The organism is Pseudomonas azerbaijanoccidentalis, from assembly GCF_019145495.1.
Lineage (GTDB): Bacteria > Pseudomonadota > Gammaproteobacteria > Pseudomonadales > Pseudomonadaceae > Aquipseudomonas > Aquipseudomonas azerbaijanoccidentalis.
The window spans coordinates 440749-464394 of sequence record NZ_JAHSTU010000001.1 but is presented as its reverse complement, the minus strand read 5'-3'; the positions used below and the strand labels follow the sequence as shown (position 1 = coordinate 464394).

The following is a 23646-nucleotide window of genomic DNA, read 5'->3' as shown; positions in this document are numbered from 1 at the left end:
ATAATTTAGAAGAACACAAAGGATTGAACATGCGGAAAAACGCGACCCGATTCCTCAGTACCGCCCTGGCCTCTGCCGTGCTGCTCAGCGCGTGCTCATCGCTGGAGCCCAAGCCGTCGACCGATGAAGAAAATCGCCAGCGCATCATTGCCGACCAGACACGCATGTACTCCGGCCAGGAACCCGTCACGGCGCCGATCACGTTTTATGAAGCCGCGGCCCGGGCATTGAAATACAACCTCGATTACCGCCTCAAACTGATGGAAAGCGCCCTGGCCTCCGACCTGCGCGATGTGTCCAGCCACGAGATGCTGCCGCGGCTGGTGGCCTCGGCCGGTTACGCTGGGCGAAACAACGATTCCGGTGGCACGTCAATCGGCATCGAGGACCGCCAGGTCAGCTTGCGCCCTTCGACCTCCGAAGAACGCTATCGCGAACTGTATGGCTTGGGCTTGAGCTGGAGCCTGCTGGATTTTGGCGTGGCCTATTACCGGACCCAGCAAAAATCCGATCAGATCCTGATGGCCGAGGAACGCCGACGCAAAGTGGCGCAAAACGTTCTGCAGGACGTACGTAACGCCTACTGGCGAGCGCTCGGCGCGCAACGGTTGATGCCCGAAGTCGACAAGCTGTTGATGCGCACCCACACCGCGCTGACCTCTGCCCGGGAAGCGGAGCAGCGTGGGCTGTTGCCCCGTCAGGAGATTCTCGCTTACCAGCGCGCCCTCCTCGACTCGATCTACCTGTTGACCGTGCGCCGCCAGGACCTGGAATTCGCCCAGGCGGAACTGGCCGCGCTGATGTCGCTGCCTCCGGGGTCGAAAATGGTCTTGGCCGAGATGCCCGATCCGCCGTTGCCGGAAGTGCGTCAAAGCATGGCGCAGCTCGAACAGCTGTCACTGGAGCATCGCCCGGAAATCATGGAAGAGTGGTATCGCAAACGGGTCAATCAGAAAGACCTGGACATCGCCAAGGCGCAATTGTGGCCTAACGTCAGCGTGGATTTCGGCTACAAGTACGATTCCAACAAGTACCTCTATAACAGCGACTGGATGGGCACCGGCCTGCAAGTGTCGATGAACCTGCTGCGCTTGCTGCAACTGCCGGCACTCAACGCGGCGGAAAAATCCCAGAGCGAAACCGACGACACCCGGCGCGTGGCGTTGTCCATGGCGATCCTGACGCAGGTACGGGTCGGTACCCTGCGCTACCAACTGGCGCGTCAGGAAGTTCAGTTCGCCGAAGACAGTCTTCGCGTCGATCACAGCCTGCTGGACTACGCCGTGGCTGCTAAAACCGGGGCATTGGGTTCGGAGCTTGAGGTGATTCGATCCGAGGGCCGTTATCTGCTTTCACGCTACCAGCGTGAAGCGGCGTTCTCCAGCGCACAGGCGGCATGGGGCCGTTTGTACAACTCCGTGGGGCTGGATGTCCTGCCGACAGAAATCGAACAACACGACATCAAGACTCTGGCCCGCGAAATCCAGCGCACCTTGAACCAACAAGAGCAGCAGCGCCTGCTCATCTCTCAGCAAGGAATGCCGAATGCGCAAAACCGCCCGTGAGTCCCGTACCCGGGCCCTGTTGTTGGCCTGTCTGATCTTGCCGGTCAATGCCGAAGACGCACCTTCGGCGCCCTCCCTTGAAAGCGCCAGCGCAATCCGCGTATTGCTCGCCGCCGAACTGGAAACGACGCTGTCGAGCCAAATGAGCGGCACCCTTGGCGAACTGAAAACCGGTTTTGGCGAGCAAGTGAAGAAAGGTGATGTGCTGGCCCGTTTCAACTGCAACGAAGCCGAGGCCCGGAGCAAAGTGGCCGTCGCCGAACTGGCCATGGCCAAACAGAACCTGGAGGCTAAAAAACAGCTGCGTCAGCTCAATGCGGTCGGTGACATCGAGGTCTCGATGGCCAACACCGAAGTGCAGAAAGCCGACGGTGCCCGTGCCATGGGCGTGGCCCAAAGCGGTTACTGCCAGGTACTTGCGCCGTTTTCCGGGCGCGTGGCCAAGGTCTACGTCAAACCGTACCAGACCGTGACAGCCGGTACGCCGCTGTTCGACCTGGTCAGCGACGGCGCCTTGAAAGTTCGCCTGAACGTGCCGTCCAACCTGCTCAAGTCCCTCAAGCCTGGCCTGCCATTGCAAGTGAACATTCATGAAACCGGCAACACCTACCCGGCCCACGTCAGTGCGATCAACTCGCGGGTCGACGCGGTGGCCCAGACCGTTGAACTGGAAGCCCGGCTCGATGAGAAATTCCCGGACCTGATGGCCGGCATGAGCGGCACTGCGCGCTTCAATCAGGACAATGCCCAGACCAGTGCTCAACCATGACAATGAATGAGCCGCTGCCCCACCCTCATTTACTGCTCGAACTCGACGCCCTGCGTGACAAGGCGATGGCGGCTGACTCGCTCAACGCTCTGGCATTCAGCATGGCCAACGATCTGTATCCGCTACTCGCCTTCCATCAGGCGTTGGTCTTTGCCCAACGGGAGTCGTCACTGGGGCTGTTGAACGTGTCCGGCTTGTCGCGGCCCAGTGAAGACTCGCCGTACCTGGTTTGGCTACGGCGTGCCAGCCGGTGGGTGGCCACGCAAGTGGTCGACAGCGAACCGGTGTGGCTGGCGCAGGATACGTCCGGGGCACCGGCGGACATTGCCGAAGGCTGGGGCGAATGGTGGCCGTCGGGGTTGTGGTGCGTGCCGATCAACAACCGTGACGGGCAACGTCTGGGCTTGTTGATTCTGTTGCTCGATCAGGAGCCCCCCGCAGTGTTGTGGCAGCACCTCAAAGGCCTGGTCAGCACTTGGGGTTACTGCTGGGCAGCGTTGACCCGGCATCGGCGCTTCAGTCGCTGGCGGCCCAATCGCAAGCAATGGCTGCTGGGCTTGATCGTGCTCGGTGCCCTGCTGTTGCTGCCGGTGCGGCAAACCGCGCTGGCACCCACGGAAATCGTCTCCCGTCAGGCGCAAATCATCAGTTCGCCCATCGATGGGGTGATCGAAAAGATACAGGTCCGGCCCAATCAGCCCGTCGACTCGGGCACGCCACTGTTTGCACTGGACGAAACCACCCTGCGCAGCCGCGCCGAAGTGCTGGGCAAGGAAGTGGCCGTGGCCGATGCGGAATTGCAGGCTGCCAGCCAGCGGGCATTCGATAACCCGCAAAGCAAAAGCGAACTCACCCTGCTCGAAGGCCGCGCCCAGCAACGTCGCGCTGAACTCGCAGCGGTGCAGGCGCAGCTCAAACGCACCAAAGTTCTCTCGCCTCGGGGTGGCGTGGCAGTGTTCAGCGACCCCAACGATTGGCTGGGCAAACCGGTAGTCACTGGCGAGCGCATCATGCAGGTGGCGGACCCGAGCCAACCGGCCATGCTGATTCAGTTGGCCGTGGCGGATGCCATCGCGCTAGAACCCGGTGCCGAAGTGACGCTGTTTCTCACGGCATACCCGCTGACGCCGCTCAAGGGCAAGATCCTCGAAACCAGCTACCAGGCCCGCCCCAGCGATGAAGGCGTGGTTGCCTACCGCTTGCTGGCGAGTATCGACGGCACACCGGAACATGCCCGGCTGGGCTTGCACGGCACCGCGAAGCTGTATGGCGGCCGGGTGATGCTCGGTTATTACTTGCTGCGCCGACCCTTGGCGACGCTGCGGGCCTGGAGTGGCTGGTAATGCTCGATCCGGCCGATCTGCCTCTGCCGCCGTTACGCGAAGACTTGCGCCTGAGCGAAGCCGCCCACGGCAGCAACGGCGAACCGGCCTGGGTCATCCAGGACACGGTGATCAACCGTTTCTACCGCATTGGCTGGCTGGAGTTCGAATGCCTGCTGCGCTGGGGACAGTCTCCTCGACAGATCAGCCAGCAAATTGCCGAACGCACGGCGCTCAAGCCAGACGTCGAGCAGATCCTCGATTTTCAACAGTTCCTTGAACAACACCAGTTGTTGCGAGCTGGACCAGCGGCACTCGCACGGTTGCAAGCCAAGGGTGAAGAAGGCAGTTGGCTGAGTTGGCGCTGGTGGTTGCATCATTACCTGTTTTTCCGCATCCCACTGCTGCGACCACAACAGCCGTTACAGCATCTGGCCCGGGCACTGGGTTGGCTGTTTCACCCGCTCACCGGGATCTTGGTGTTTTGCCTGAGCCTGCTCGGGGTGATTCTGGTCCTGCAACAGTGGGACACCTTTACCAGTGCCGTTGTGGAATCGTTTTCCACCGAAGGCCTGTTCAGCTTCGCCCTCGCACTGATTGTCGCCAAGACCCTGCATGAACTCGGGCACGCCTTGGTCGCGACCCGATTGGGCCTGCGGGTCGGGCACATGGGCATCGCCTTCGTGGTGTTGTGGCCGATGCTCTACACCGACACTGGCGAAAGCTGGAAACTCAGCCGTTCGCAGCAACGTCTGGCCATCGCCTCCGCCGGCATCGTCACCGAGTTGTCCCTGGCCGGGCTGTCGACCCTGGGCTGGGCGCTGTGTGACCCGGGCGCATTGCGCAATGCCCTGCTCTACTTGGCGACCACCAGTTGGCTGTTGTCATTGGCCCTGAACGCCAGCCCGTTCATGCGGTTTGACGGCTACTTCATCCTCTCCGACCTGCTGGACTTCCCCAACCTGCATGAACGCGCCTCGGCGCTGGCCAGGGTCACATTGCGGCGCAATTTGCTGGGCTTGCAGGAAGACTGGCCGGAGTCATTCCCGATCGGACAACGGCGTTTGCTGGTGACGTTCGCAATCATCACTTGGCTGTATCGGCTGGTGCTGTTTCTGGGGATCGCGCTGGCGGTCTATCTGTTCTTCTTCAAATTGCTGGGGATCATCCTGTTCATGGTCGAACTGTCCTGGTTTATCGCCATGCCGGTGGTGCGTGAGTTGAAACACTGGTGGCAACATCGCGCGGCTGTACCGGCTCGGCGCAAACTGCTGTTCTACGGGTTGCTCGCGGTGCTACTGGCGGGGCTGGCGATTCCCTGGCGGACGCAGATCGATGCCGTCGGCGTGGCGCGGGCCGAACACCAACTGCGCGTCTATGCGCCCTACCCGGCGCGCCTGCAATCGATTCACGCCGAAGGTGCGGTCAAGGCCGGGGAAACCCTTATCGTCCTCGACGAACCGGACATCGCCTCTCGCGTGCTCAGCAGCGAAGCGAATGCCCGCAGCTATGAAGCACGCTTGTCCGGCTTGCTAGCCGACCCTTCCGGCCTGGCAGAAGACGCGGTGACTCGCCAACGCCTGAATGTGCAATTCGAAGAAGCCCGCGCCGCGCGTTCGGAAATCGCCCGGCTCAACCTGCAAACACCGTTTGCCGGACTATGGATGGACGTCAACCCGGACTGGAAGCCAGGCCAATGGGTCGGTCGCCAGGAATCCCTGGGCATCCTGATCGATCCGCGCAGTTGGCAGGTCGATGCTTATGTCGCACAGGACCAGGTGCACCGCATGGCAACCGGCGACACTGTGCGTTTCTACCCCGACGGCCAGACCACCCCGCTCAGCGGCCGCGTCGTGCAAATCGGCAGCACCCGTGCCAGCCAGTTGTCGCACCGCATGTTGTCCTCGCGCTTCGGCGGCCCGGTGCCGACCACCCAGGCCGAACACGCCTTGATCCCCAGCACAGCGGTGTTCCAGGTGTTGATTCAACTGGACGCACCGCTGCCGAACCAGCGAGAAACCCGTGGTCATCTGAAAATAGAGGGAGAGCGCCGTAGCCTGCTGGCCGATGGTGCGACGCATGTGCTGGCGGTGTTCATGCGGGAAAGCGGGTTTTGAAAGCAGCGCTGTTGATACCCGTTGTCGATTTTTCCCGCCAATACGTGGGTTGGTAAGCAACGGGCGATGGGTGGTAAAGAGCGACTACCCCGCCACCACAAAAATGATGATCGGCCCGCACACCGCCAGCAGCACATTGGAAATCGCATAACACACGGTAAAGCCAATCACCGGTGTATTGCTGCCCGATTGTTCGATGATCTTGTTCATCGACGCCGCTTCGGTCTGTGCTCCGGCCAGGGCGCCGAAGAGGATCATCGGGTGCAGGCGCAGCACGTAACGGCCGAAGTACAGCGCCACCAGTGGCGGCAAGATTGTCACTACGGCACCGGACAGCAGCAGCGCCAGGCCTTGTTCTTTCATGGCGGCGAACGCCGCTGGTCCTGCCAATAGCCCCACCACTGCCCCGAACGCCGTCAGGCCGAATTCGGAAAACGCCCATTGCGCGGCCGGTGGCAGTGCGCCGACTTCGGGGTGGCGTGAGTTGTACCAACCGATCACCAGCGCCGCAACCAGCACCCCGCCACCAATGCCCAGTTCTACCGGAATCATGCCAATGTGGGTCGACAGCAAACCCAGCAACGACCCCAGCACCATGCCCAGCGTATGCACGGCAATGTCGCTTTTGTAATTGTTCTCGCGAATCCGCCCCAGGCGCTTGGCCACGGCGTCGACGCTGGCTGTGCGCCCGGTCAGGGTGATCACATCGCCCCGGCGTAAAACGGTATTGGGCAGTAACGGCAGCTCATAGCCCTGGCGACTAATGGTGTTGATGAAGCAACCCAGGCGCCGGGTGTTGGCCAATCGGTCTCGGGCGGCGTGAATGGTCTTGCCGGCGAACTCCGGCGAGGTCAGCACAATGTCCACCTGCCGGGTGGGAAACGACAGCGATTCGGGGTGATCGATCTCCGGTCCCACCCATTGGGTCAACGTGCCGACGGCCTCGCGCAAGGCGTATACCCCGACGATGTCCCCGGCCATGAGAGTGAAGCCTTCATCGCGTTCGATGATCTGGCCGGCGCGCACCACGCGCTCGATCGTCAGTGACTCGTGTTGGCCTTCGATGTCAACAATGCGCTGGCCCGCCGCCGGACCGTTGTCCGCCACCTGATGGGCGCGCACGACAATCCGGGTATAGGGCACGGTGATCGCGTCTTCTTCCTTGGCAATGCCCAGCTCCAGTTCCAGTTCGCGGGCCGACGCCTTGAGGTCGACGCCCAGCAGTTTCGGGGCAATGCTGCCGACGAAAACAATCAGGCCAATCGTGCCGAACAGGTAGGTGATCGCATAAGCAATCGCCATGTGGCTATTGAGTTCGGCCTTGGCGGCGGTGTCGATCGCCAATTGATTGATCGCACTGGTGGCGGTGCCCATGATCGCCGTGTCGGTCAACGCACCGGCACCAAGCCCGGCAGTAAAACCGGCATCAAAATCGAAGATCGCGTTCATCAGCAGGATCGAACCCAGCGCCGTCGCGCACAGCACCACCGACAGCACCACCAGTTTCAGCGTGCCGCGATTGAGGCTGCCGAAAAACTCCGGCCCGCTCTTGAAACCGACGGCATAGATGAACATCACGAAAAACACCGATTTCAATCCGGTCGGCACTTCCAGGCCGATCTGGCCGATCAGCAACCCCATCAACAGCGCCCCGGCCACCGACCCGAGGTGAAAACTGCCTATGCGGATACGGCCGATGAAAACGCCCAGTGCGATGGCCAGGAATACCGCAATTTCCGGGTCGGCCCGCAACGCGTGGAGCACAAACTCAAGCATGATGCGGACTCCCGTCCAGGCGGAATCAAGGTTCCTTTGGTTCTTGCGCAGGTGCCGGGTACCACTTGTCTTGGGGCACCCACTTCTCTTGTTGCGGATCGCCCAGATAATGCGGCGACATGATCTGCACGCCGTACTCGTTGAACACATCCTGAATGTTGGCGTGGAGCATGCTCAGCAGCACGGCGCGCGGGCGTGGCTGGCTCGGGATGGCCTGGGCCACCAGTCGATATTCAGGATAAAAATCCGACAGCGCGGTCTGGAACACCTGTGCCGGCGGCACTTCGAGAATGCCCGGCGTGCGTTGGGCCGCTTCCAGCAACATTGCCTCCACCTGGCGCCATGGCGTGTCGTAGCCAATGGTCACCACGGTGTCGACCACATAGCCGGGGCCTTGCACGGTGCGCGAGTAGTTTTTGGTGACCGTGCCGGTGATCATTGAGTTGGGCAAGGTCAGCACCTCGCCGAGACCGGTGCGAATGCTGGTGGTGAACATGCCGAGTTCGGTCACCGTGCCTTCATAGTCGCCAATGCGTACGAATTCGCCGGGGCGCAGGGTTCGGGTGTAAGTCAGGATCAGACCCGCCGCCGCCTGCCCCACCACACTGGTGGCACCGAGGGAAATCATCAGGCCGATCAACACCGACAATCCTTTAAAAGCGTCGGTGCCCGCACCGGGCAGATAGGGGTAGGCCATGGCCAGGGCAAACAGCCAGATCGCCAGGGATGTCAGGCGCTGGGTCGGTTGCAGGGTTTCATGGTTCAGCCAGCTCAGGGTGCCTGGCATGGCCATGCGCCGCAAAATCCGGCGCATGAACACGGTGGCGCCACGGGCGATAAAGAAAATCGCCAACGCCACACCCAGCCCCGGAATCGCGCCAACAATCCCTTGCAGCAAGTAGTCGGCAACTTCCAATAAATAGTTATTGAGGCTTTCACCCCACGGCCGTGTGTAGGGAAAGCGCGACAGGACAAAGCCGAGCCACTCATATGTCAGCAATAACACGACGGCCCAACGCAGTAACTCCAGCAAGCGGCTGGCCAGCGGATACAAGTAATTGGCATCCAGCAGCGGCACCCGCCCGACCTTCAAGGCCTGAGTGTGGCGATGCATCAGCTCGGGCAGCTTCTTGAGCAGTCTGCGCCGCAGATAGGACATGCCCAGCAACAAGCCGATATAAATGCCGGTGGCGATCAGTGCCGCAACGATCGATCGGATGATCAAACGCAGACTGCGAGCCTCCTGGGTTTCGGCCACCACCTGACGCAACTTTTCAGCCGCCGCTTCGGCAGCCTGCTGTACCGAGTCGAATTGGGTCGGGTCAAAATCCTTTGGCGAGACGATAAAGGCTCGCCGGCTACCCAGCAGCACCATGTAGCTTTTGACGATCGGTTCGAGGGTGACGGTGAGGTCGTCGGCATCATCGAGCGCTTCGCTGATGACGGCTTTGGCACGCTTGACCCGCGATGCAGGGCCTTCACCGAGGATGGTCGCGCGAAACAGCATGATGCTGCGGTTGGCAACCTTCAGCTCGGCGGGCGTATCCGGCGCTTTTGGCGGGTCTTCGGCCCACAATTGCAGCGACCAGAGCATGCCGAAAACAGTAAACAATACAGCGAGCAGCCTGCTCCGCATGTGTCAGATCCTTACTTCACATGATTCACACCAAGGGTACGTATCGCAGCGTAGTTCACCGATGAACGGTTGTCAGATGCCCTTAACCGGCATTCGCAGCGAGTGCCGGTGCTGATCAACGTAAACAGCGGGGAGCGTCATCTAGTTCGGATCCAGCAACCCGCCACTCCAGTTACGCGACTCTTGGCTGCCGGTGAACTTCGCCACCACGGCCCCCTGCGGAATCAATCGATCGCGATAGCGGGTGACCATGCGCCCGGTTTGCTCGGCCACCAACACCACTTCCGACGACGGATCACCGGGCCGGCGCAGGATTCGCGCAAATCGCTGGCCTTGCTCCACGACATCACCAAGGTTCTTTTCAAAGATCAGCACACCGGGTTGCGGCGCGAGAATGGTCTCCATCTGCGCCATGTCCTTGACCTCGACGGGCCACTCGGCCGCCGGCATCGCTTCGTCGATAACGCCGTATCGGCACAGCCAGGCATACAGCCCATCGGCGTCCTGTTCGGCAAAACGGTCATTGACGTCGCCCTGCCCACGCAGCTCCAGGGTCGCGGCCATCCGGCCCTGGGTCGTTCCTTCACGCAGCCACGGGGCAATGATGGTTTCCTCGAAAGAGCCGTCGCCGCCGTCATCCCAGATAATCGCCACGTCCATTTTCATCGCCGCTGCCAGTTCTCGGCCACGGGGCCAGAAGCTGCGGTGCACGTAGATGTAGGGCAGCGCTTCGTCATCGGTGTGCAGGTCGAGCACCACGTCGGCCGGGGCAGCCAGATGCACGAGTTGTTTTTGCCACGCCTGGACGTTGGTCGACGGCTGCTCCATTGCAGCCGACTGGTCGAAACCGCGGTTGAAGTTATGCCCGGTGGCATCGTGAAAACGTCCAAGGATCCGCCCTTGGCGAAACTGGCCGATGCCCAGCGGGTTGGCCTGTGGCACCACAGTCACCGTGCCCTTGAGCTGCCCCGCGGCCTCGGCCACCGCCAAACGTTGCATCAACCGGTGCAGAACCAGCATCCCGGCAATTTCATCGGCATGCACCCCGGCCTGCAAGTGCACTTTCGGCCCACCGCTGGCACCTTCGAAACGCCAGGCGCTAACCTGCACCGGGTCGCCATTGTTGTTGCGAACGTTGAACGAAATATCCTGCGCCATGCCATTGTCCTCCCGTCGTGAACGTAAAAACCGAAATGCCGAGGCTGGAGATTGAACACACGTTCAACTAAGCTCCGCCCACGTGGACCACCGCCAAGGACTTCTTTGTGACCACCATCGCCCCGAAAAACCGTCGCGCTGAACCTGATGAACGCCGCGAACTGCTGGTTGCTGCCACCCTTCGCTGCCTGGCCCGCGATGGTCACGCCGGCATTTCGGTGCGGCGTATTGCGACCGAGGCCGGTGTGTCCGTTGGCCTGCTCAATCACCATTTCGGCAGCATCGATGCCCTGATCGCCGACACATACCAAAAAATCGCCAGCGAACTCACTACCGCCCTGCTCCATGAAATTGGCCAGGCCGGCACACCGGCAGAAAAGCTCGATGCGTTTCTGGTCGGGTCCTTTTCTTCGCGGGTCATGGACCCGCAATTGCTCGGCGTGTGGGTGGTGTTCTGGAGCCTGATCCGACACTCCGAACACGTCAGCCAATCCCACGAAAAAAGCTATCGCGCCTACCTCGACCTGCTTCGCCAGTTGCTCGGCGACCTGGCGGTCAGCGAAGGTTTCGTGATCCACGACACGCGGCTGGCGGCCATCGGTCTATCGGCGATGCTCGACGGCCTCTGGATCGAGTGGTGCCTCAACCCCGAGACCTTCACCCCGGCCAACGGGCTCCACATCTGCCGTTGCTGGATAAAGGGGCTGCGACACGGAGCATTCAGCACCGACGACGTCCTGTGACGGGTGCCGACCGAAAATCATCGCCAGCGTGCCACTGACTGCAATCAGGCCGGCGCCGATCATCAGCGACACATCCATGAGCGTGCCCCAGATCAGGCTCGACAACAGAAACGCCCAGATCAGCCCGGTGTATTCGAACGGCGCCAACACGGTTGCGGTGGCGCGCTGGAAACTGGCGAACAGCAAGAACTGACCAATGCCACCCAACAATCCCGCCCCCAACATGCCGAGCCAGGCCGGCGTCGGTGTCGGGGTGTGGGTCCAGGGCAAGGCGACCGCCATGCACAGCACGAACACCACGTTGGTGATCAGCATCTGCTCCAGCACTGACGTCTGTTCATCCACCTGGCGCAACTGGATATAGGTGAACGCCCAGCACATCGCCGCCAGCAACGTCAGGACAATCGGCACGGGATCGGCCAGGTTGTTGGGGCGACAGGCAATCACCACGCCGACAAAACCGATGATCAGGGTGAACCACTGCCAACCGGTGACGCGTTCCTTGAGAATCGCCGTGGCCAGTACCGTGACCATGATCGGTGCCGAAAAATACAGGGTGGTCATTTCCGCGAGTGTCAGGTCACGGGCCGCCGTGTAATACAGCAGCCACGCCGCAATCGACAGCAACCCGCGCACGACCAGCAGCCGACGACTGGACGAGCGCCACGCACGGCGCACCAGTGACAAACGCCCGATCAGCAAACACGCCACCGCGACCACCAGCGCACGCCAGAACAAAATGGTGACCACCGAATAATCGGCCACCAGCCACTTGATGCCGGCGTCCTGCAACGACAGGAACGCGTAGCCCAGCGTGCACAGGCCAATGCCTTGTAGCGAGCGGTCAACCAACGGTTTATTCATCATGCAGACCTGCGCACCGGGGTTCCCCGGCGTTCAACAAAGGCAAACAAGGCTTCGATCAGGAACGTCAGGCAGACGTAGACACCGGCCACCAACAACAACGGTTCGTACACTTGCAGGGTTTGCGCCCGGACCACGTTGGCCGCCCCCAGCAAATCGATGACAGCGATGGTCGAGGCCAGCGCCGTGGACTTGAGCAACATCACGGTTTCCCCGGCCAGGGTTGGCAACAGCAAACGCAGCGCCCGTGGCAAACGCACGCGCAACAGCGATTGACGGGCTGTCATGCCAAACGCCGAGGCTGCTTCCATCTCGCCTTTAGGCACAGCCAGCAAGCCGCCGCGAATCACTTCGCCGACGTAGGCACCTACCGACACCACCAGGGCAAACACGATGTACCAGTAACCATCACGCAAGTACGGCCAGAGGAAACTGCCGCGAATCAGCGGGAACTGCGCAAACAGGCTGCCGAGCCCGTAATAGAAGATGTAGATCTGAATCAGTAACGGCGTGCCGCGGGTCACGCTGGTGTAAAACAGGCTGACCCGGGCGATCACTTTGTTCTTCGAGATCCGCGCCAGCGCCACCAAAATCGCCAGGAGGAAACCCAACACGCTGGAAATCAACAGGATCAACAGGGTCGTTTGCAGCCCCCTGATCAACAGCGATCCGTATTCAACTGTCCACGCTGGAATCATTTCATTTACTCAGCCGGTTTAGTCAGCAAGGGGCATCCAGCGACGAATGCGTCGCTCAAGCCGTCCCGACAGGTAGTTGGACACCAGCGTCACCGCGTAATACAGCGCCGCGGCCGTGAGGTAGAACAACAGATAGTGACGCGTCGACCCCGCCGCTTGTTTGGCGGTGTACAACAACTCGTTGGTGCCGACCACGCTGATCAGGGCGCTGTCCTTGATCAGGTTGATCCACAGGTTGGCCATCCCCGCCATTGCGTAGGGCGCCATGATCGGCAGCGTGACCCGACGGAACAGGCCGAAACCGTGCAGGCCGAAAGCCTTGGCCGCTTCGATCTGGCCATAGGGAATCGCCTGGATCGCCGCGCGAAAAATCTCCGAGGCGTAGGCACCCTGCACCAGCCCCAGCACCACGATTGCCGCCAGCGGACCGCTGACATTGACCACCTCGTAACCGAGCGAAGTCATCAGCGAATTGAGCAGCATGGAACCGACGTAATACAGCAACAGGATCAGCAACAACTCCGGCACCGCGCGAAACAACGTGGTGTAGCCGCGAGCCAGTGCCGCAATCGGTTTTGGCGCACCCAACTTGAGGCAGGCCACCACCAAACCGATCGCCAGCCCGAGCACAAAGGCCCCGGCCGAAATCTGCAGGGTCATCCAGAGCCCCTTGAGCAGCGCCCCGCCCCATCCTTGCTCGCTGAAATTGATCAAATCGAACATTGCCGGCATTTCAGTCTCCAGTTGGCGGGCAGAAGGCGCCGCCGCCCTTTGAAGGAGCGAGCCTGCTCGCGATTGCGGTGGTTCAGTCAACAGCAACGTCGACTGTCATGGCCTCATCGCGAACAGGCTCACTGCTACAGGGTCTGTGTACAGCCTTGGTTATCAGAACGCTGGTTTCACGCTCGTGCCGAAATAGCTTTGCGACAGGTCGTCATAGTCCTTGCTCGCCAGCAGTTCCTGGATGGCTTTGTCGAGCTTGGCCTTGAGTTCGGTGTCGCCCTTGCGCATGCCCGCGCCAACACCTTTGCCGAAGATCGGGTCGTAAGGCACCGCGCCGAGGTAAGCCAGGTCTTTCGCATCCGGCGTCTTGACGAAAGCGGCCATGGCCGTGCCGTCGGCCATCATCAGGTCGATGCGGCCGGCAATCAGGTCAGCGTTGGCCGAGTCCTGGGTGTCGTAGTACTTCACGTCGGCGATTTTTTCGTAGTAGGTCTTCAGATAGCTGGCGCTCACCGTTGAGTTCTGCACGCCGATGGTCTTGCCCTTGAGGTCATCCGGGAATTTCTTCACTGAAGCGTCCTTGGGCCCCACCACCGCGATCACCGAGTCGTAATACGCCTTGCTGAAAGCGATCTGTTTTTCGCGTTCTTCGGTCACCGACATCGAGGAGAAAATCACGTCGATCTTCTTCGCCAGCAGCGACGGAATGATTCCGTCCCACGCCACTTCCTTGATCTCGCACTCGGCTTTCATTTCGCTGCACAGCTTGTGGATCAGGTCGACTTCAAAGCCTTTCCATTCACCGTTGGCTTGTTTCTCGGTGTACGGCGGATACGGTTCGGCAGCGACCGCGAAGCGAATCGGCTGCGCCTGGGCCGCACTCATACCGGCCAGCATGACGCAGGCTGCACCGGTCAACCAGTTTGCAAAACGTCGATTTCCCATGTTGTTTTCCCGTCTTTTTATGAGGCGTTAGCGAGTTTGATGAGCGTTGACGAATTGCCGGCAACGCTCGCTGCGTGGGTGTACGAACACTTCGTCCGGCGAACCGGTTTCCTCGATCAGCCCTTGATGCAAAAAGGCGACTTTGGAAGAAACATCGCGTGCGAAGGCCATTTCATGGGTCACCAGGATCATGGTCCGGCCTTCTTCGGCGAGAGAGCGGATCACCCGCAGCACTTCCCCAACCAGTTCCGGGTCGAGTGCCGAGGTGGGTTCATCGAACAGCATGACCTTGGGCCGCATGGCCAGGGCCCGGGCGATGGCCACCCGCTGTTGCTGTCCCCCGGAGAGAAACGCCGGGTACTCGTTGCGCTTGGCCGCCAGCCCGACGCGCTCAAGCAAGGCTTCGGCCCGTTCGGTGGCTTCCGCCTTGCTTTCGCGCAGGACTTGGGTCGGCGCTTCGATGAGGTTTTCCAGCACCGTGCGATGGGGCCAGAGGTTGAAGTTCTGGAACACCATGCCCAGGCTGGAACGAATGCGCACCAGTTGCCGGGTGTCGGACACCAGCGGCGCGCCGGGGCGGGTGTGGTTGAGATGAATGCTTTCGCCGTCGACCAGGATCCGCCCCTGATCCGGCACTTCGAGCATGTTGATGCAGCGCAGCAGCGTACTTTTACCCGAGCCGCTGGCACCGATCAGCGAGATCACTTCACCTTCGCGAGCGGTCAGGGACACGCCCTTGAGCACCTCGATATTGCCGAAGCGTTTATGCAACTGATCGACTTCGATCATGGTCCGCGCGGCGCTCGGTTCGGCCTGTGCCTCAGTCGCTACGCTGGTGATCACCGGCCGTGGTGCTTCGCCCTTCAACACCAGGACGAAATCACGAATGCGCTGACAGGCCTCAGCCAGTCGTTCTTCACCGAGGGTAAAGGACAGTCGTACGAAACCTTGCGCCGGCTCGCCAAACGCCGCCGCATCGAGTACCGAAACCCGCGCTTCACGCAACAGACGCCAGGCGAACTCCAGCGATGTCAGACCCGTGCCACGCACGTCCACCAGCACGAACATGCCGGCATCAGGCTTGAGCACAGCAATGCCCGGGCAGTCGGCCAAGCCATCAACCACCAGATCGCGGCGACGACGATAAATGTCGCGCATGCCGTGGGTCACCTCGGCGTGGGCCTCGACCGCCTTGAGCGCGGCTTCCATGACGAACCCCGGCAAGCCGTAGAGCATGCTCAGCACCAGGGTTTCGGCATGCGCAATGAGCGCAGGATCGGCAACAATCCAGCCAATTCGCCAACCGGTCATGGCGTGGGATTTCGACAGGCTGCCGATGACCACGCAACGTTCGGCCATGCCGGGCAATGCTGCCAGGCTCAGGTGTTCGCGTTCGAAAGACAGGCTCTCGTAGACCTCGTCGACGACCACCCACAGGTCATGGGCGATCGCCAGGTCTGCAATGGCCTGCAGCTCTTCGCGATTGAGCACCACGCCAGTGGGGTTGTTCGGGTTGGACAGGAAAATAGCCCGGGTTCGCGGGGTAATGGCCTTGGCCAGCACGGCGGCATCGAGACGGAAGTCATCCATCGCCGAGCACGGTACCCGCACCAGCGTGGCGCCAGAACCTTTGAGGGTTGCTTCGTAGGTCACGTACATCGGATCGAGAGCAATCACCTCGTCACCCGCACTGAGCAGGCACATCGACGTCACGAACAGAGCGTTCTGCGCCCCGGCCACGGTGATCACGTTTTCAGCTTGCACCTCGCGCCCGAACAGCTTGGCGTAGCGCGCGGCGATGGCTTCGCGCAATGCCAGGCGGCCAGCGATTTCGGTGTAGTGAGTGTCGCCTTCGCGCAGCGCCTGGATGGCGGCATCGGTGATGAAATCCGGGGTGGGGAAATCCGGGTCGCCGACGCTGAGAATGATCACATCCTCACCATTGCGGCGGGCTTCGAACGCCGCATTGTGAATATCCCAGGCGGCAACGCCTTGTCCTGAGATCCGCTCAACAAAGGGTGAAAACCGCATGCCAGTGCCTCGTTCAAATAGAAGAAACGCAAGCCCGCAACCAGCCGGGAAAGAAGGTGGAACGAACATAGACCAAGCTGAACACTCGTTCAACAGAAAAGTCACGGGGGTTCGCGTTCAGCGTAAACAGGTCGTTTTTACGACAGTGGTGGCGTTTTTGCGCAGCGCTGCATGGAATCAGAACGGCTGCCTTTCAGGCGTCTATGCTGCTGTGATGTTTCTTGGTCGGAAAACGCGCGATGCATTCAGGAACCCGCCAACTGTCGCTCACCGCCCTGCTCGTCTTGGGCGGTTGCGTACGGTTGGGGCCGGACTTTCAATCGCCCGGTGAGCCGTGGATCGATCACTGGAACACCCCGGCCCTTGAACATGCCAGCCAACGCGCGGTTTACCCGGACATCCGCCAATGGTGGCACGTGTTTTCCGACCCGGCGCTGGACCAGTTGATCGCCGAATCCGATGCCCACAATTCCAGCCTGAAAATCGCCGGATTGCGCGTCATGGAAGCCCGGGCGCAATTGGGTATCGCTCAAAGCGGTCTCTACCCGCAATTGCAACAGGTCAGCGTTGACAGCTTGTATGTCAATCGCCGGCAGTACGGCGGCAATAATCCGGTCGACAGCCATTTCTGGCAGCACAGCGGCGGGTTCGATGTCGGGTGGGAGCTGGATTTCTGGGGACGGTTCAGCCGTGCAATCGAGTCTTCCGATGCCAGCTACTTCGCGGCCGAAGCCAACTATGAAGATGCGCTGGTCTTGCTGCGGGCACAGGTGGCCGACACTTATTTCTCCCTGCGTACCACCGAGGCGCGCTTACGGGTGGCCCGGGAAAACGCCCGCCAGCAACAGCGCAATTACGAAATCACCGAGAAGCTGTTCCACAGCGGCCAGACCCCGGAACTCGACCTGCAACAAGCCAAGACTCAATACCTGGGCACCTTGAGCACCATCCCCGTGCTTGAGGACCAGATCGGACGTATCCGCAATGCGCTGGCGGTGTTGATCGGCCGCCCGCCTGGCGCGCTGCCGCTGATGGCGGAAAACATCGGGCTGATCCCGCTGGTAGACCGCGCCGTGCTGCAGGATGTCCCGGCCAATCTGCTGTTGCGACGGCCTGATGTGCGCGCCGCCGAACTGAATGTCGCCGCCCAGTCGGCATTGATTGGCGTCGCCGAAACCGATTTCTACCCGTCGCTGACATTACTGGGCAGCATCGTCTGGTCCGCCGACACCTTGAGCGGCACCTCGCGCAGCCTCGATCTGGTCGGCGGCCCCAGCCTGCGCTGGAACGTGTTCGACTATGGCCGCATCAGCAACAACGTGCGCGTGCAGGATGCGCGCTTGCAGCAATTGATCGAGTCCTACCGCGACAAGGTCCGTCAAGCCGCGCGCGAGGCGGATGACGCGGCCAATGGTTTGACCCGCTCGTTGCAGCGCGAACGCATCCTGCGCGAAGCCGAAGGCGCCGCCAAACGTTCACTGGAACTGGCCAACGCGCTGTACCGCGAAGGCTATTCGGATTTCCAGCGCGTACTCGACGCACAACGCGCGCTGCTCGAACTTCAGGACAGTTACTTGCTCAGTCGCGGTGATGCGGTGAGCAACGTGATTGCCCTATACAAGGCGCTTGGCGGCGGTTGGTACAGCGCACAAGCCAAAGTCGACTCCACCACGCGCAAGCAAATGGAGCAACGCACCGACTGGGGCGATCTGCTGAATGAACCCTCCGCTGACCAGCCCGTCTCCCCTTTGCCCAATCAGGTAAAAGCCCATGAGTGAAGCCGCGCCCGTTGCTCCCGACGCGCCCTCCCCGCCGCCCGCCGAACCGGTCGCCGACCCCACCAAAAAAGGCATCAAGTGGGTGCTGCTGCTGATCGCCGTGAGCCTGGCGTGGTATCTGCTGGCCGACCGCTTCACGCCGTATACCCAACAAGCGCGGGTGGGTGCCTTCGTGATCCCGGTGGCGGCGGAAGTCTCGGGCCGGGTGGTCCGCGTCAACGTGCGCAACAATCAGGACGTCAAGGCCGGGGAAGTGATTTTCGAGATCGACCCGCAGCCTTATCAGATTGCCGTCGACCGCGCCCGTGCCGACCTTGAGTCCACCCGCCGGAAGATCGGCGCGAGCACTGCCGGTATTGCCTCGGCCCAGGCCAATTTGCGCGCGGCGCAGGCCAATGAGCTCAAGGCGCGCCAGGACAATCAACGGCTTGAAGGGTTGTATCGCGAAGACCCGGGGACCATTTCCGTGCGCCTGCTGGAAGTCTCCCGCGCCAACCGCGAAGCCGCCGTCAGCAAGGTTGCCGCCGCCCGCGCCGAGGTCCAGCGTGCCCGTGAAACCGAAGGCGGCAGCGAGGAAGACAACGCCCAGTTGCGCAGCGCCGCCACCGCGCTGTCGAAAGCCGAGCTGGACCTTTCCAATACACAGATCCACGCCCGCTCGGCCGGTCTGATCACCGACTTGCGCACCGACGTCGGCCAGTTTGCCGCTGCCGGCAACCCGGTCATGACCCTGATTGCCATCCACGATGTGTGGATCAGCGCCGACATGACCGAAAACAATCTCGGTCTGGTCAAGCCCGAAACGCCAGTGTCGATTGTGCTCGATGCCCTGCCCGGCGAAGTGTTCCAGGGGCGTATCCGCAGCATCGGCTACGGCGTCAGCGTTGGCCAACCCGCCGCGCCCGGCAGCCTGCCGACCGTGCAGAACAGCCGTGACTGGCTGCGTCCGGCCCAGCGTTTTCCCGTGATCATCGAGTTTTCCCCGGAGTCGCTGGCGATGCTGCGTGACAACCGCGGCATTCGCGCGGGCGGTCAGGCGGAAGTGATGGCGTTTCCTTCCGAAGGCAACCTGTTGAACCCGCTGGGCCGGGTGTTCCTGCGACTGATGAGCTGGCTGTCGTATGTTTACTAGGCCACAACGCACGCCGAGGGCGCAGCGTGCATTGCGCCTGGCCACTGGCACGGCCGTGTGCCTGGCGGTCAGTTTTGGCCTGGCGCTGCCGATCCCGTTTCTGGCGCCGGTGTTGTGCGCGCTGGTGCTGGCGTCCGCCAATCGCCCGCTACCGCTCAAGGCCGCGGTGGTGTTGGCGCTGGCGGCGATGCTGACCACCGGCACCGGCCTGCTGATGATCCCGCTGCTACGGTACTACCCCAACAGCGGGGTGCTGGTCATCGGCCTATGTTTATTTGTGGTTTTTCGGTTTGGCTTGCGCGGCGGCAGTAACCTGATCGTGACGTTTCTGGTGATCGGCCTGACCATGATCTCTTCGGCGGGCGTGGCTGATTTTGGTCTTGCGGTGATGGTCATCAAGGCCATGGTGGCAGGGCTGATTCTCGCCGTGGTCGTCGGCATGTTCAGCCATTGGCTATTCCCTGAACCGGCCAACGCCCCACCGCCGCCCGCCCCGCCGATTTTTCCAGCGAGCGAAGTCGACCGGGTGGCATTGCGTGCCACGCTGATCGTAATCCCGGCCTTCTTGCTGGCATTGATCGATCCGACCACGTACCTGCCGATCGTGCTCAAGGCCGTCAACCTCGGACAGCAGAGCGAGACGACCAGCGCGCGCAACGCCGCCCGCGAGCTAATCGGTTCGACCCTGCTCGGCGGCCTGCTGGCCTTCCTGTTCTGGAACGCGCTGAGCCTGTTCGTGCACCTGTGGATGTTCTTTTTATGGATGCTGCTGTTCGCACTGATCGTGGCGCGCAAGCTCTACGGCCTGAAGCCCGGACGCCTGAGCCCGGGGTTCTCGCTCAACAGCCTGATGACCCTGATTATCCTGCTGGGCCAATCGGTGCAGGACAGTACCTCAGGCAAAGACGTACAGACTGCATTCGCGGTCCGCATGGCGCTGTTTATCGGTGTAACGCTGTATGCGTGCCTGATGGTCTATCTGTTGGAACAACGAACCCGTTCCTACACAGTTTCGTAGCAGCCTGCGTCCGGCTGCGGAGCAGTCGTATGGTCCAGCCACCGATGGCGTCTGCTTCGCAGCCGAACGCAGCCTTCGGCAGCTGCTACAAGATAGGCGCTGGCTTTCGTAGCAGCTGGCGTAGCCTGCGTTCGGCTGTGGAGCAGTCGTAAACCTTGCACTCGCGATGAAACTGATACACCGCATCGTGTGATCTTGCGCCAGCTGTTACAGGGCTTGTTTTGTCAGGGATTGACTTGATAGCCCTTGCCTTGCAGGCAGCTGGAGTAAGCCGTGGCGGTATTGGCGGTGTTGGTTTTCTCCTGCTCGCGGCGGTCCTGGCGCTGGCGAGAACCGCCAACCACTGCGCCAGCAGCGGCGGTTTGTTTTGCGCGGTCCTGGCGATAATCCTGTTTGTTGTCGTCATCGACGCGATCATAAAACTCGTCATGCTGACGCCCGCGTACCTGCGCGGCGGTCGCGCCGGCAGCAGCGCCCGCCGCGGCGCCCTTGATTCGACCGCCGGACGGTGTCGACGAGGTCGAGGACGTTTGGCTGGCGGCGATGTTATTGCACTCGGTGATGTCTGTCTGGGTCTGTTGCGAACTCTGGCCTTTCATCGGCACCACCGATTGTGCCCAGCCTTGGGCACTGAAAAGCGACAAAGCGACGCACAGGCCGATGGGTGGCAACCTTTTCATGATGACCTCCGCAATGAGCGTGATTCACGCCTGAAAGATTGTAGTTCACCACCCGACCGTTGGCGGATCGTGGTGTTCGGCGTAATGGAGGCTACAAGCCAGCCACTGCACCAACAATTCCATTCTCGGCGACTTCAGTGTTTGCGTATTCAGAACAATGGTGGGGGATTTGCAGCAAAGCTCCCACATGGATTTGTGGTGTGACACCAGAGATGGAAACACCGCCCAACCCCGTAGGAGCTGCCGAAGGCTGCGATCTTGTGATCTTGCTTTAAAAACAAAGTCAAAAGATCGCAGCCTTCGGCAGCTCCTACAGGGGGTGTGGATCGGTCAGGCTGTGGTCAGTGGATAGAGCTTGTCGTCGAACTGCGCCAGTTTCGGAAACGCCAGCGGCTGGTCATCACTCAGATGCTGCAGCCGGTGGGCGTAATCGACCAGAAATTGCTGGCGCGCCTCTTCAGTGATGTAGGGCACATGCCAGGCCACGAACGGTTCCAGCACATCGAAACCAACATAAGCCAAAGTACCACGCAAAATCGGCCGCAACATGTCCTCCAACGGACCATGAATCGCGCCGTCGCCAAACATGTGTTCGCGCCCGCCCAAGGTTACTGTCACCAGCGCTTTCTTGCCGGCCAAACCACCCTGATCGTAGAAACGCTTGCCGCCATAACAGATACCTGACACCAGCACTCGGTCGATCCAGCCCTTGAGCATGGCCGGGGCGGAGAACCAGAAGATCGGAAAGTTGAGGATCAGCAGGTCGGCCCACAGCAGCTTATCCAGTTCAGCCTGGATGTCGGCAGCCAGCGATTGGCTTTTCACGCCCAGACGCTGTTCCAGCGCATAGACCAGGTACTCAGGATTCTCCCGATTCGAGAAGTCCGCGTCGCTGGCCACCGGGTTCCAGTTCATTTTGTACAGATCGCTGACCTGCACTTCATGGCCTTGGGCTTCAAGGGTGGCGACCGCCTGATCGCGCAGTGCAGCGGTGAAGGACTTTGGTTCCGGGTGAGCGTGGACGATCAATACTTTCATGGTGGCTCCTTAGACTTTTTCCAGCGTAGGGTTTGAATTCGTGCCGCGGCTGGCCAACAAGCGGTCGAGCCAGTCCGGGTCCATTTGCGGTTCGGAGGAGAACAGCAGTCCGGTGTAGTCCTGATGCGGTGGCGTGAAAATCTGGCTGCGCGAGCCGTGGTCGACCACCCTGCCCCGTTGCATCACCAGCACTTCATCGGCAATCGCCCGCACCGTGGCGACGTCATGGGTGATGAACAGGTAGGCAACGCCAAGCTGTTGTTGAATGCGGTTGAGCAACTTGAGCACACCTTCAGCCACCAGTTGGTCGAGGGCAGAGGTCACTTCATCGCAGATGATCAATTGTGGGTCGGCCGCCAGTGCCCTGGCAATGCAGATGCGTTGTTTCTGTCCGCCGGACAACTCCCGGGGCTGACGCTCCATGAACGTTGCCGGGTCCAGTTCAATCATCTCCAGCAACTCGGCGACCCGGGCGCGCATGGCCTTGCCTTTGAGGCCCAGATAAAAGGTCAGCGGGCGACCGATGATATCGACGATGCGTTGGCGCGGGTTCAATGCCGTGTCCGGGATCTGGTAAATCATCTGGATGCGCCGCAGTTGCTCCTTGCTGCGCTGACGAAAGTCCGCGGGCAACGGGTGGCCGTCATACAGTACCTCGCCATACGTCGGTGGCAGCAAGCCGGTGATCAAGCGCGCCGTAGAGCTCTTGCCACTGCCGGACTCGCCGATCACTGCCAGGGTCTGCCCGCGATAAAGCTTCAGCGAAACATCATGCAGCACCGGTTGGTGGCCGTAACTGGCGCAACTCTTGCGCAATTCCAGTAGCGGCTGTTCCTGCTGTGGCAATGCCTTGGGCTCGGTGCGGAAGCTGCGCACCGCCCACAGCGACTTGGTGTAATCCTCCTGCGGGTCGCCGAGCATCTTGCGGGTTTCGGCCTCTTCGACCAGTTTGCCGTGGCGCAACACCATGATCCGGTCGGCCATTTGCGCGACCACCGCCAGGTCATGGCTGATGTAGATCGCGGCGCTGCCGTAGGTGGCCACCGCATCGCGTATCGCCGCCAGCACTTCGATCTGCGTGGTGACGTCGAGCGCGGTGGTCGGTTCGTCGAAGATGATCAGGTCCGGGTGGCAGGCCATGGCCATCGCGGTCATCACCCGCTGCAACTGGCCGCCGGAGACCTGATGCGGATAGCGTTGGCCGATGGTTTCGGGATTGGGCAGGCGCAGCACGCGGTACAGTTCCACCGCTTCGCGCATGGCCTGTTCACGGCTCATGCCGCCGTTCTTGACGGCGGTTTCCACGTGTTGATCGATCAGCCGATGGGCCGGGTTGAACGAGGCCGCTGCGCTCTGTGCCACATAGGCAATGCGCAAACCGCGCAATTTGCGCAGGGCATCGGGTTTGGCCTTGAGCAAATCGATGCCGTCGAAATGCACCGAGCCTCCGGTGATCCGGCAACCGTCACGGGTGTAGCCCATAGCCGACAAGCCAAGCGTCGACTTGCCCGCGCCAGACTCACCGATCAACCCAAGCACCTCTCCGCGTTGCAAGGTCAGGTCGATGCCCTTGATCAGCGGATGCCAGGCGTCTTCGTAATGACCTTCGATGTGCAGGTCACGGATTTCCAGCAAAGGTTTTGAAGTTGTCAT

Annotated in this window: 18 protein-coding genes and 1 pseudogene; 8 read left to right on the top strand and 11 right to left on the bottom strand. The window is 61.1% G+C overall.

The features are described from left to right. Nucleotides 1-29 precede the first annotated feature (29 nt). The 4 genes from KVG88_RS02110 to KVG88_RS02095 are packed head-to-tail and all read left to right on the top strand — an operon-like array spanning nt 30 to nt 5773. Nucleotides 30-1565, top strand: a complete 1536-nt coding sequence (locus tag KVG88_RS02110; protein WP_217870154.1) for a TolC family protein — start codon at nt 30-32, stop codon at nt 1563-1565. Then, nucleotides 1546-2334, top strand: a complete 789-nt coding sequence (locus KVG88_RS02105) for an efflux RND transporter periplasmic adaptor subunit (protein ID WP_217870153.1) — start codon at nt 1546-1548, stop codon at nt 2332-2334. Before KVG88_RS02110 ends, KVG88_RS02105 begins: the two co-directional genes overlap by 20 nt. Next, on the top strand, nt 2331-3677 hold the full coding sequence (locus KVG88_RS02100; protein ID WP_217870152.1) for an efflux RND transporter periplasmic adaptor subunit: 1347 nt from the start codon (nt 2331-2333) through the stop codon (nt 3675-3677). The genes KVG88_RS02105 and KVG88_RS02100 overlap by 4 nt, the downstream gene beginning before the upstream one ends. Beyond that, complete coding sequence (locus KVG88_RS02095; protein ID WP_217870151.1) at nt 3677-5773, top strand: site-2 protease family protein; 2097 nt, start codon at nt 3677-3679, stop codon at nt 5771-5773. Before KVG88_RS02100 ends, KVG88_RS02095 begins: the two co-directional genes overlap by 1 nt. Nucleotides 5774-5857: 84 nt before the next feature. Here KVG88_RS02095 and aspT read toward each other — a convergent pair whose 3' ends face one another. The 3 genes from aspT to KVG88_RS02080 form a co-directional block, all read right to left on the bottom strand. Continuing rightward, nucleotides 5858-7549 carry an aspartate-alanine antiporter gene (gene aspT / locus KVG88_RS02090; RefSeq protein WP_217870150.1) on the bottom strand — a complete coding sequence of 564 codons (1692 nt, stop codon included), beginning with the start codon at nt 7547-7549 and terminating at the stop codon, nt 5858-5860. A 25-nt stretch (nt 7550-7574) separates the two neighbouring features. Beyond that, a complete protein-coding gene (locus KVG88_RS02085; protein WP_217870149.1) occupies nt 7575-9185 on the bottom strand; it encodes a mechanosensitive ion channel family protein in 1611 nt (536 codons plus the stop codon). A gap of 141 nt (nt 9186-9326) precedes the next feature. After that, nucleotides 9327-10343 (bottom strand): M14 family metallopeptidase, encoded by a 1017-nt coding sequence (locus tag KVG88_RS02080; protein ID WP_217870148.1) that lies wholly within the window; start codon nt 10341-10343, stop codon nt 9327-9329. A 107-nt stretch (nt 10344-10450) separates the two neighbouring features. Between KVG88_RS02080 and KVG88_RS31010 the strand changes: the two are divergent. Then, nucleotides 10451-10990: pseudogene (locus KVG88_RS31010) on the top strand (TetR/AcrR family transcriptional regulator); the annotation flags it as partial. Here KVG88_RS31010 and KVG88_RS02075 read toward each other — a convergent pair. From KVG88_RS02075 to KVG88_RS31230, 5 genes are all read right to left on the bottom strand, one after another. Then, the gene (locus tag KVG88_RS02075) at nt 10946-11950 is read right to left on the bottom strand and encodes a DMT family transporter (RefSeq protein ID WP_217870147.1); all 1005 of its coding nucleotides are present in this window, start codon (nt 11948-11950) and stop codon (nt 10946-10948) included. The pseudogene KVG88_RS31010 and the gene KVG88_RS02075 overlap by 45 nt on opposite strands. After that, complete coding sequence (locus KVG88_RS02070) at nt 11950-12648, bottom strand: ABC transporter permease subunit (RefSeq protein WP_217870146.1); 699 nt, start codon at nt 12646-12648, stop codon at nt 11950-11952. The genes KVG88_RS02075 and KVG88_RS02070 overlap by 1 nt, the downstream gene beginning before the upstream one ends. 18 nt (nt 12649-12666) lie before the next feature. After that, a complete protein-coding gene (locus KVG88_RS02065; protein WP_075944585.1) occupies nt 12667-13380 on the bottom strand; it encodes an ABC transporter permease in 714 nt (237 codons plus the stop codon). A gap of 153 nt (nt 13381-13533) precedes the next feature. Further along, complete coding sequence (locus KVG88_RS02060) at nt 13534-14316, bottom strand: transporter substrate-binding domain-containing protein (RefSeq protein WP_150700393.1); 783 nt, start codon at nt 14314-14316, stop codon at nt 13534-13536. A gap of 27 nt (nt 14317-14343) precedes the next feature. Next, nucleotides 14344-16347 (bottom strand): aminotransferase class I/II-fold pyridoxal phosphate-dependent enzyme, encoded by a 2004-nt coding sequence (locus KVG88_RS31230; RefSeq protein ID WP_217870145.1) that lies wholly within the window; start codon nt 16345-16347, stop codon nt 14344-14346. A 239-nt stretch (nt 16348-16586) separates the two neighbouring features. Between KVG88_RS31230 and KVG88_RS02050 the strand changes: the two genes are divergently transcribed. Genes KVG88_RS02050 through KVG88_RS02040 form a run of 3 tightly spaced genes read left to right on the top strand, consistent with a single transcriptional unit; the run spans nt 16587 to nt 20275 of the window. After that, nucleotides 16587-18125, top strand: a complete 1539-nt coding sequence (locus tag KVG88_RS02050) for an efflux transporter outer membrane subunit (protein WP_217870144.1) — start codon at nt 16587-16589, stop codon at nt 18123-18125. Then, a complete protein-coding gene (locus tag KVG88_RS02045; RefSeq protein WP_217870143.1) occupies nt 18118-19257 on the top strand; it encodes an HlyD family secretion protein in 1140 nt (379 codons plus the stop codon). The genes KVG88_RS02050 and KVG88_RS02045 overlap by 8 nt, the downstream gene beginning before the upstream one ends. Further along, nucleotides 19247-20275 (top strand): DUF2955 domain-containing protein, encoded by a 1029-nt coding sequence (locus tag KVG88_RS02040; protein WP_217870142.1) that lies wholly within the window; start codon nt 19247-19249, stop codon nt 20273-20275. The genes KVG88_RS02045 and KVG88_RS02040 overlap by 11 nt, the downstream gene beginning before the upstream one ends. A gap of 224 nt (nt 20276-20499) precedes the next feature. Here KVG88_RS02040 and KVG88_RS02035 read toward each other — a convergent pair whose 3' ends face one another. From KVG88_RS02035 to KVG88_RS02025, 3 genes are all read right to left on the bottom strand, one after another. Continuing rightward, entirely contained in the window at nt 20500-20955 is a 456-nt protein-coding gene (locus tag KVG88_RS02035; RefSeq protein ID WP_217870141.1) for a YMGG-like glycine zipper-containing protein, read from the bottom strand. Between the two features lie 330 nt (nt 20956-21285). Continuing rightward, nucleotides 21286-21993, bottom strand: a complete 708-nt coding sequence (locus KVG88_RS02030) for an NAD(P)H-dependent oxidoreductase (RefSeq protein WP_217870140.1) — start codon at nt 21991-21993, stop codon at nt 21286-21288. A gap of 9 nt (nt 21994-22002) precedes the next feature. Next, nucleotides 22003-23646: an ABC transporter ATP-binding protein gene (locus KVG88_RS02025; RefSeq protein WP_217870139.1), complete on the bottom strand. Its 1644-nt coding sequence runs from the start codon at nt 23644-23646 to the stop codon at nt 22003-22005.

Bases quoted from the DNA above. Each gene is read 5' to 3' on its own strand.
- KVG88_RS02110 (WP_217870154.1), top strand. From the start codon at position 30: ATGCGGAAAAACGCGACCCGATTCCTCAGTACCGCCCTGGCCTCTGCC.
- KVG88_RS02105 (WP_217870153.1), top strand. From the start codon at position 1,546: ATGCGCAAAACCGCCCGTGAGTCCCGTACCCGGGCCCTGTTGTTGGCC.
- KVG88_RS02100 (WP_217870152.1), top strand. From the start codon at position 2,331: ATGACAATGAATGAGCCGCTGCCCCACCCTCATTTACTGCTCGAACTC.
- KVG88_RS02095 (WP_217870151.1), top strand. From the start codon at position 3,677: ATGCTCGATCCGGCCGATCTGCCTCTGCCGCCGTTACGCGAAGACTTG.
- aspT (WP_217870150.1), bottom strand. From the start codon at position 7,549: ATGCTTGAGTTTGTGCTCCACGCGTTGCGGGCCGACCCGGAAATTGCG.
- KVG88_RS02085 (WP_217870149.1), bottom strand. From the start codon at position 9,185: ATGCGGAGCAGGCTGCTCGCTGTATTGTTTACTGTTTTCGGCATGCTC.
- KVG88_RS02080 (WP_217870148.1), bottom strand. From the start codon at position 10,343: ATGGCGCAGGATATTTCGTTCAACGTTCGCAACAACAATGGCGACCCG.
- KVG88_RS02075 (WP_217870147.1), bottom strand. From the start codon at position 11,950: ATGAATAAACCGTTGGTTGACCGCTCGCTACAAGGCATTGGCCTGTGC.
- KVG88_RS02070 (WP_217870146.1), bottom strand. From the start codon at position 12,648: ATGATTCCAGCGTGGACAGTTGAATACGGATCGCTGTTGATCAGGGGG.
- KVG88_RS02065 (WP_075944585.1), bottom strand. From the start codon at position 13,380: ATGCCGGCAATGTTCGATTTGATCAATTTCAGCGAGCAAGGATGGGGC.
- KVG88_RS02060 (WP_150700393.1), bottom strand. From the start codon at position 14,316: ATGGGAAATCGACGTTTTGCAAACTGGTTGACCGGTGCAGCCTGCGTC.
- KVG88_RS31230 (WP_217870145.1), bottom strand. From the start codon at position 16,347: ATGCGGTTTTCACCCTTTGTTGAGCGGATCTCAGGACAAGGCGTTGCC.
- KVG88_RS02050 (WP_217870144.1), top strand. From the start codon at position 16,587: ATGCATTCAGGAACCCGCCAACTGTCGCTCACCGCCCTGCTCGTCTTG.
- KVG88_RS02045 (WP_217870143.1), top strand. From the start codon at position 18,118: ATGAGTGAAGCCGCGCCCGTTGCTCCCGACGCGCCCTCCCCGCCGCCC.
- KVG88_RS02040 (WP_217870142.1), top strand. From the start codon at position 19,247: ATGTTTACTAGGCCACAACGCACGCCGAGGGCGCAGCGTGCATTGCGC.
- KVG88_RS02035 (WP_217870141.1), bottom strand. From the start codon at position 20,955: ATGAAAAGGTTGCCACCCATCGGCCTGTGCGTCGCTTTGTCGCTTTTC.
- KVG88_RS02030 (WP_217870140.1), bottom strand. From the start codon at position 21,993: ATGAAAGTATTGATCGTCCACGCTCACCCGGAACCAAAGTCCTTCACC.
- KVG88_RS02025 (WP_217870139.1), bottom strand. From the start codon at position 23,646: ATGACAACTTCAAAACCTTTGCTGGAAATCCGTGACCTGCACATCGAA.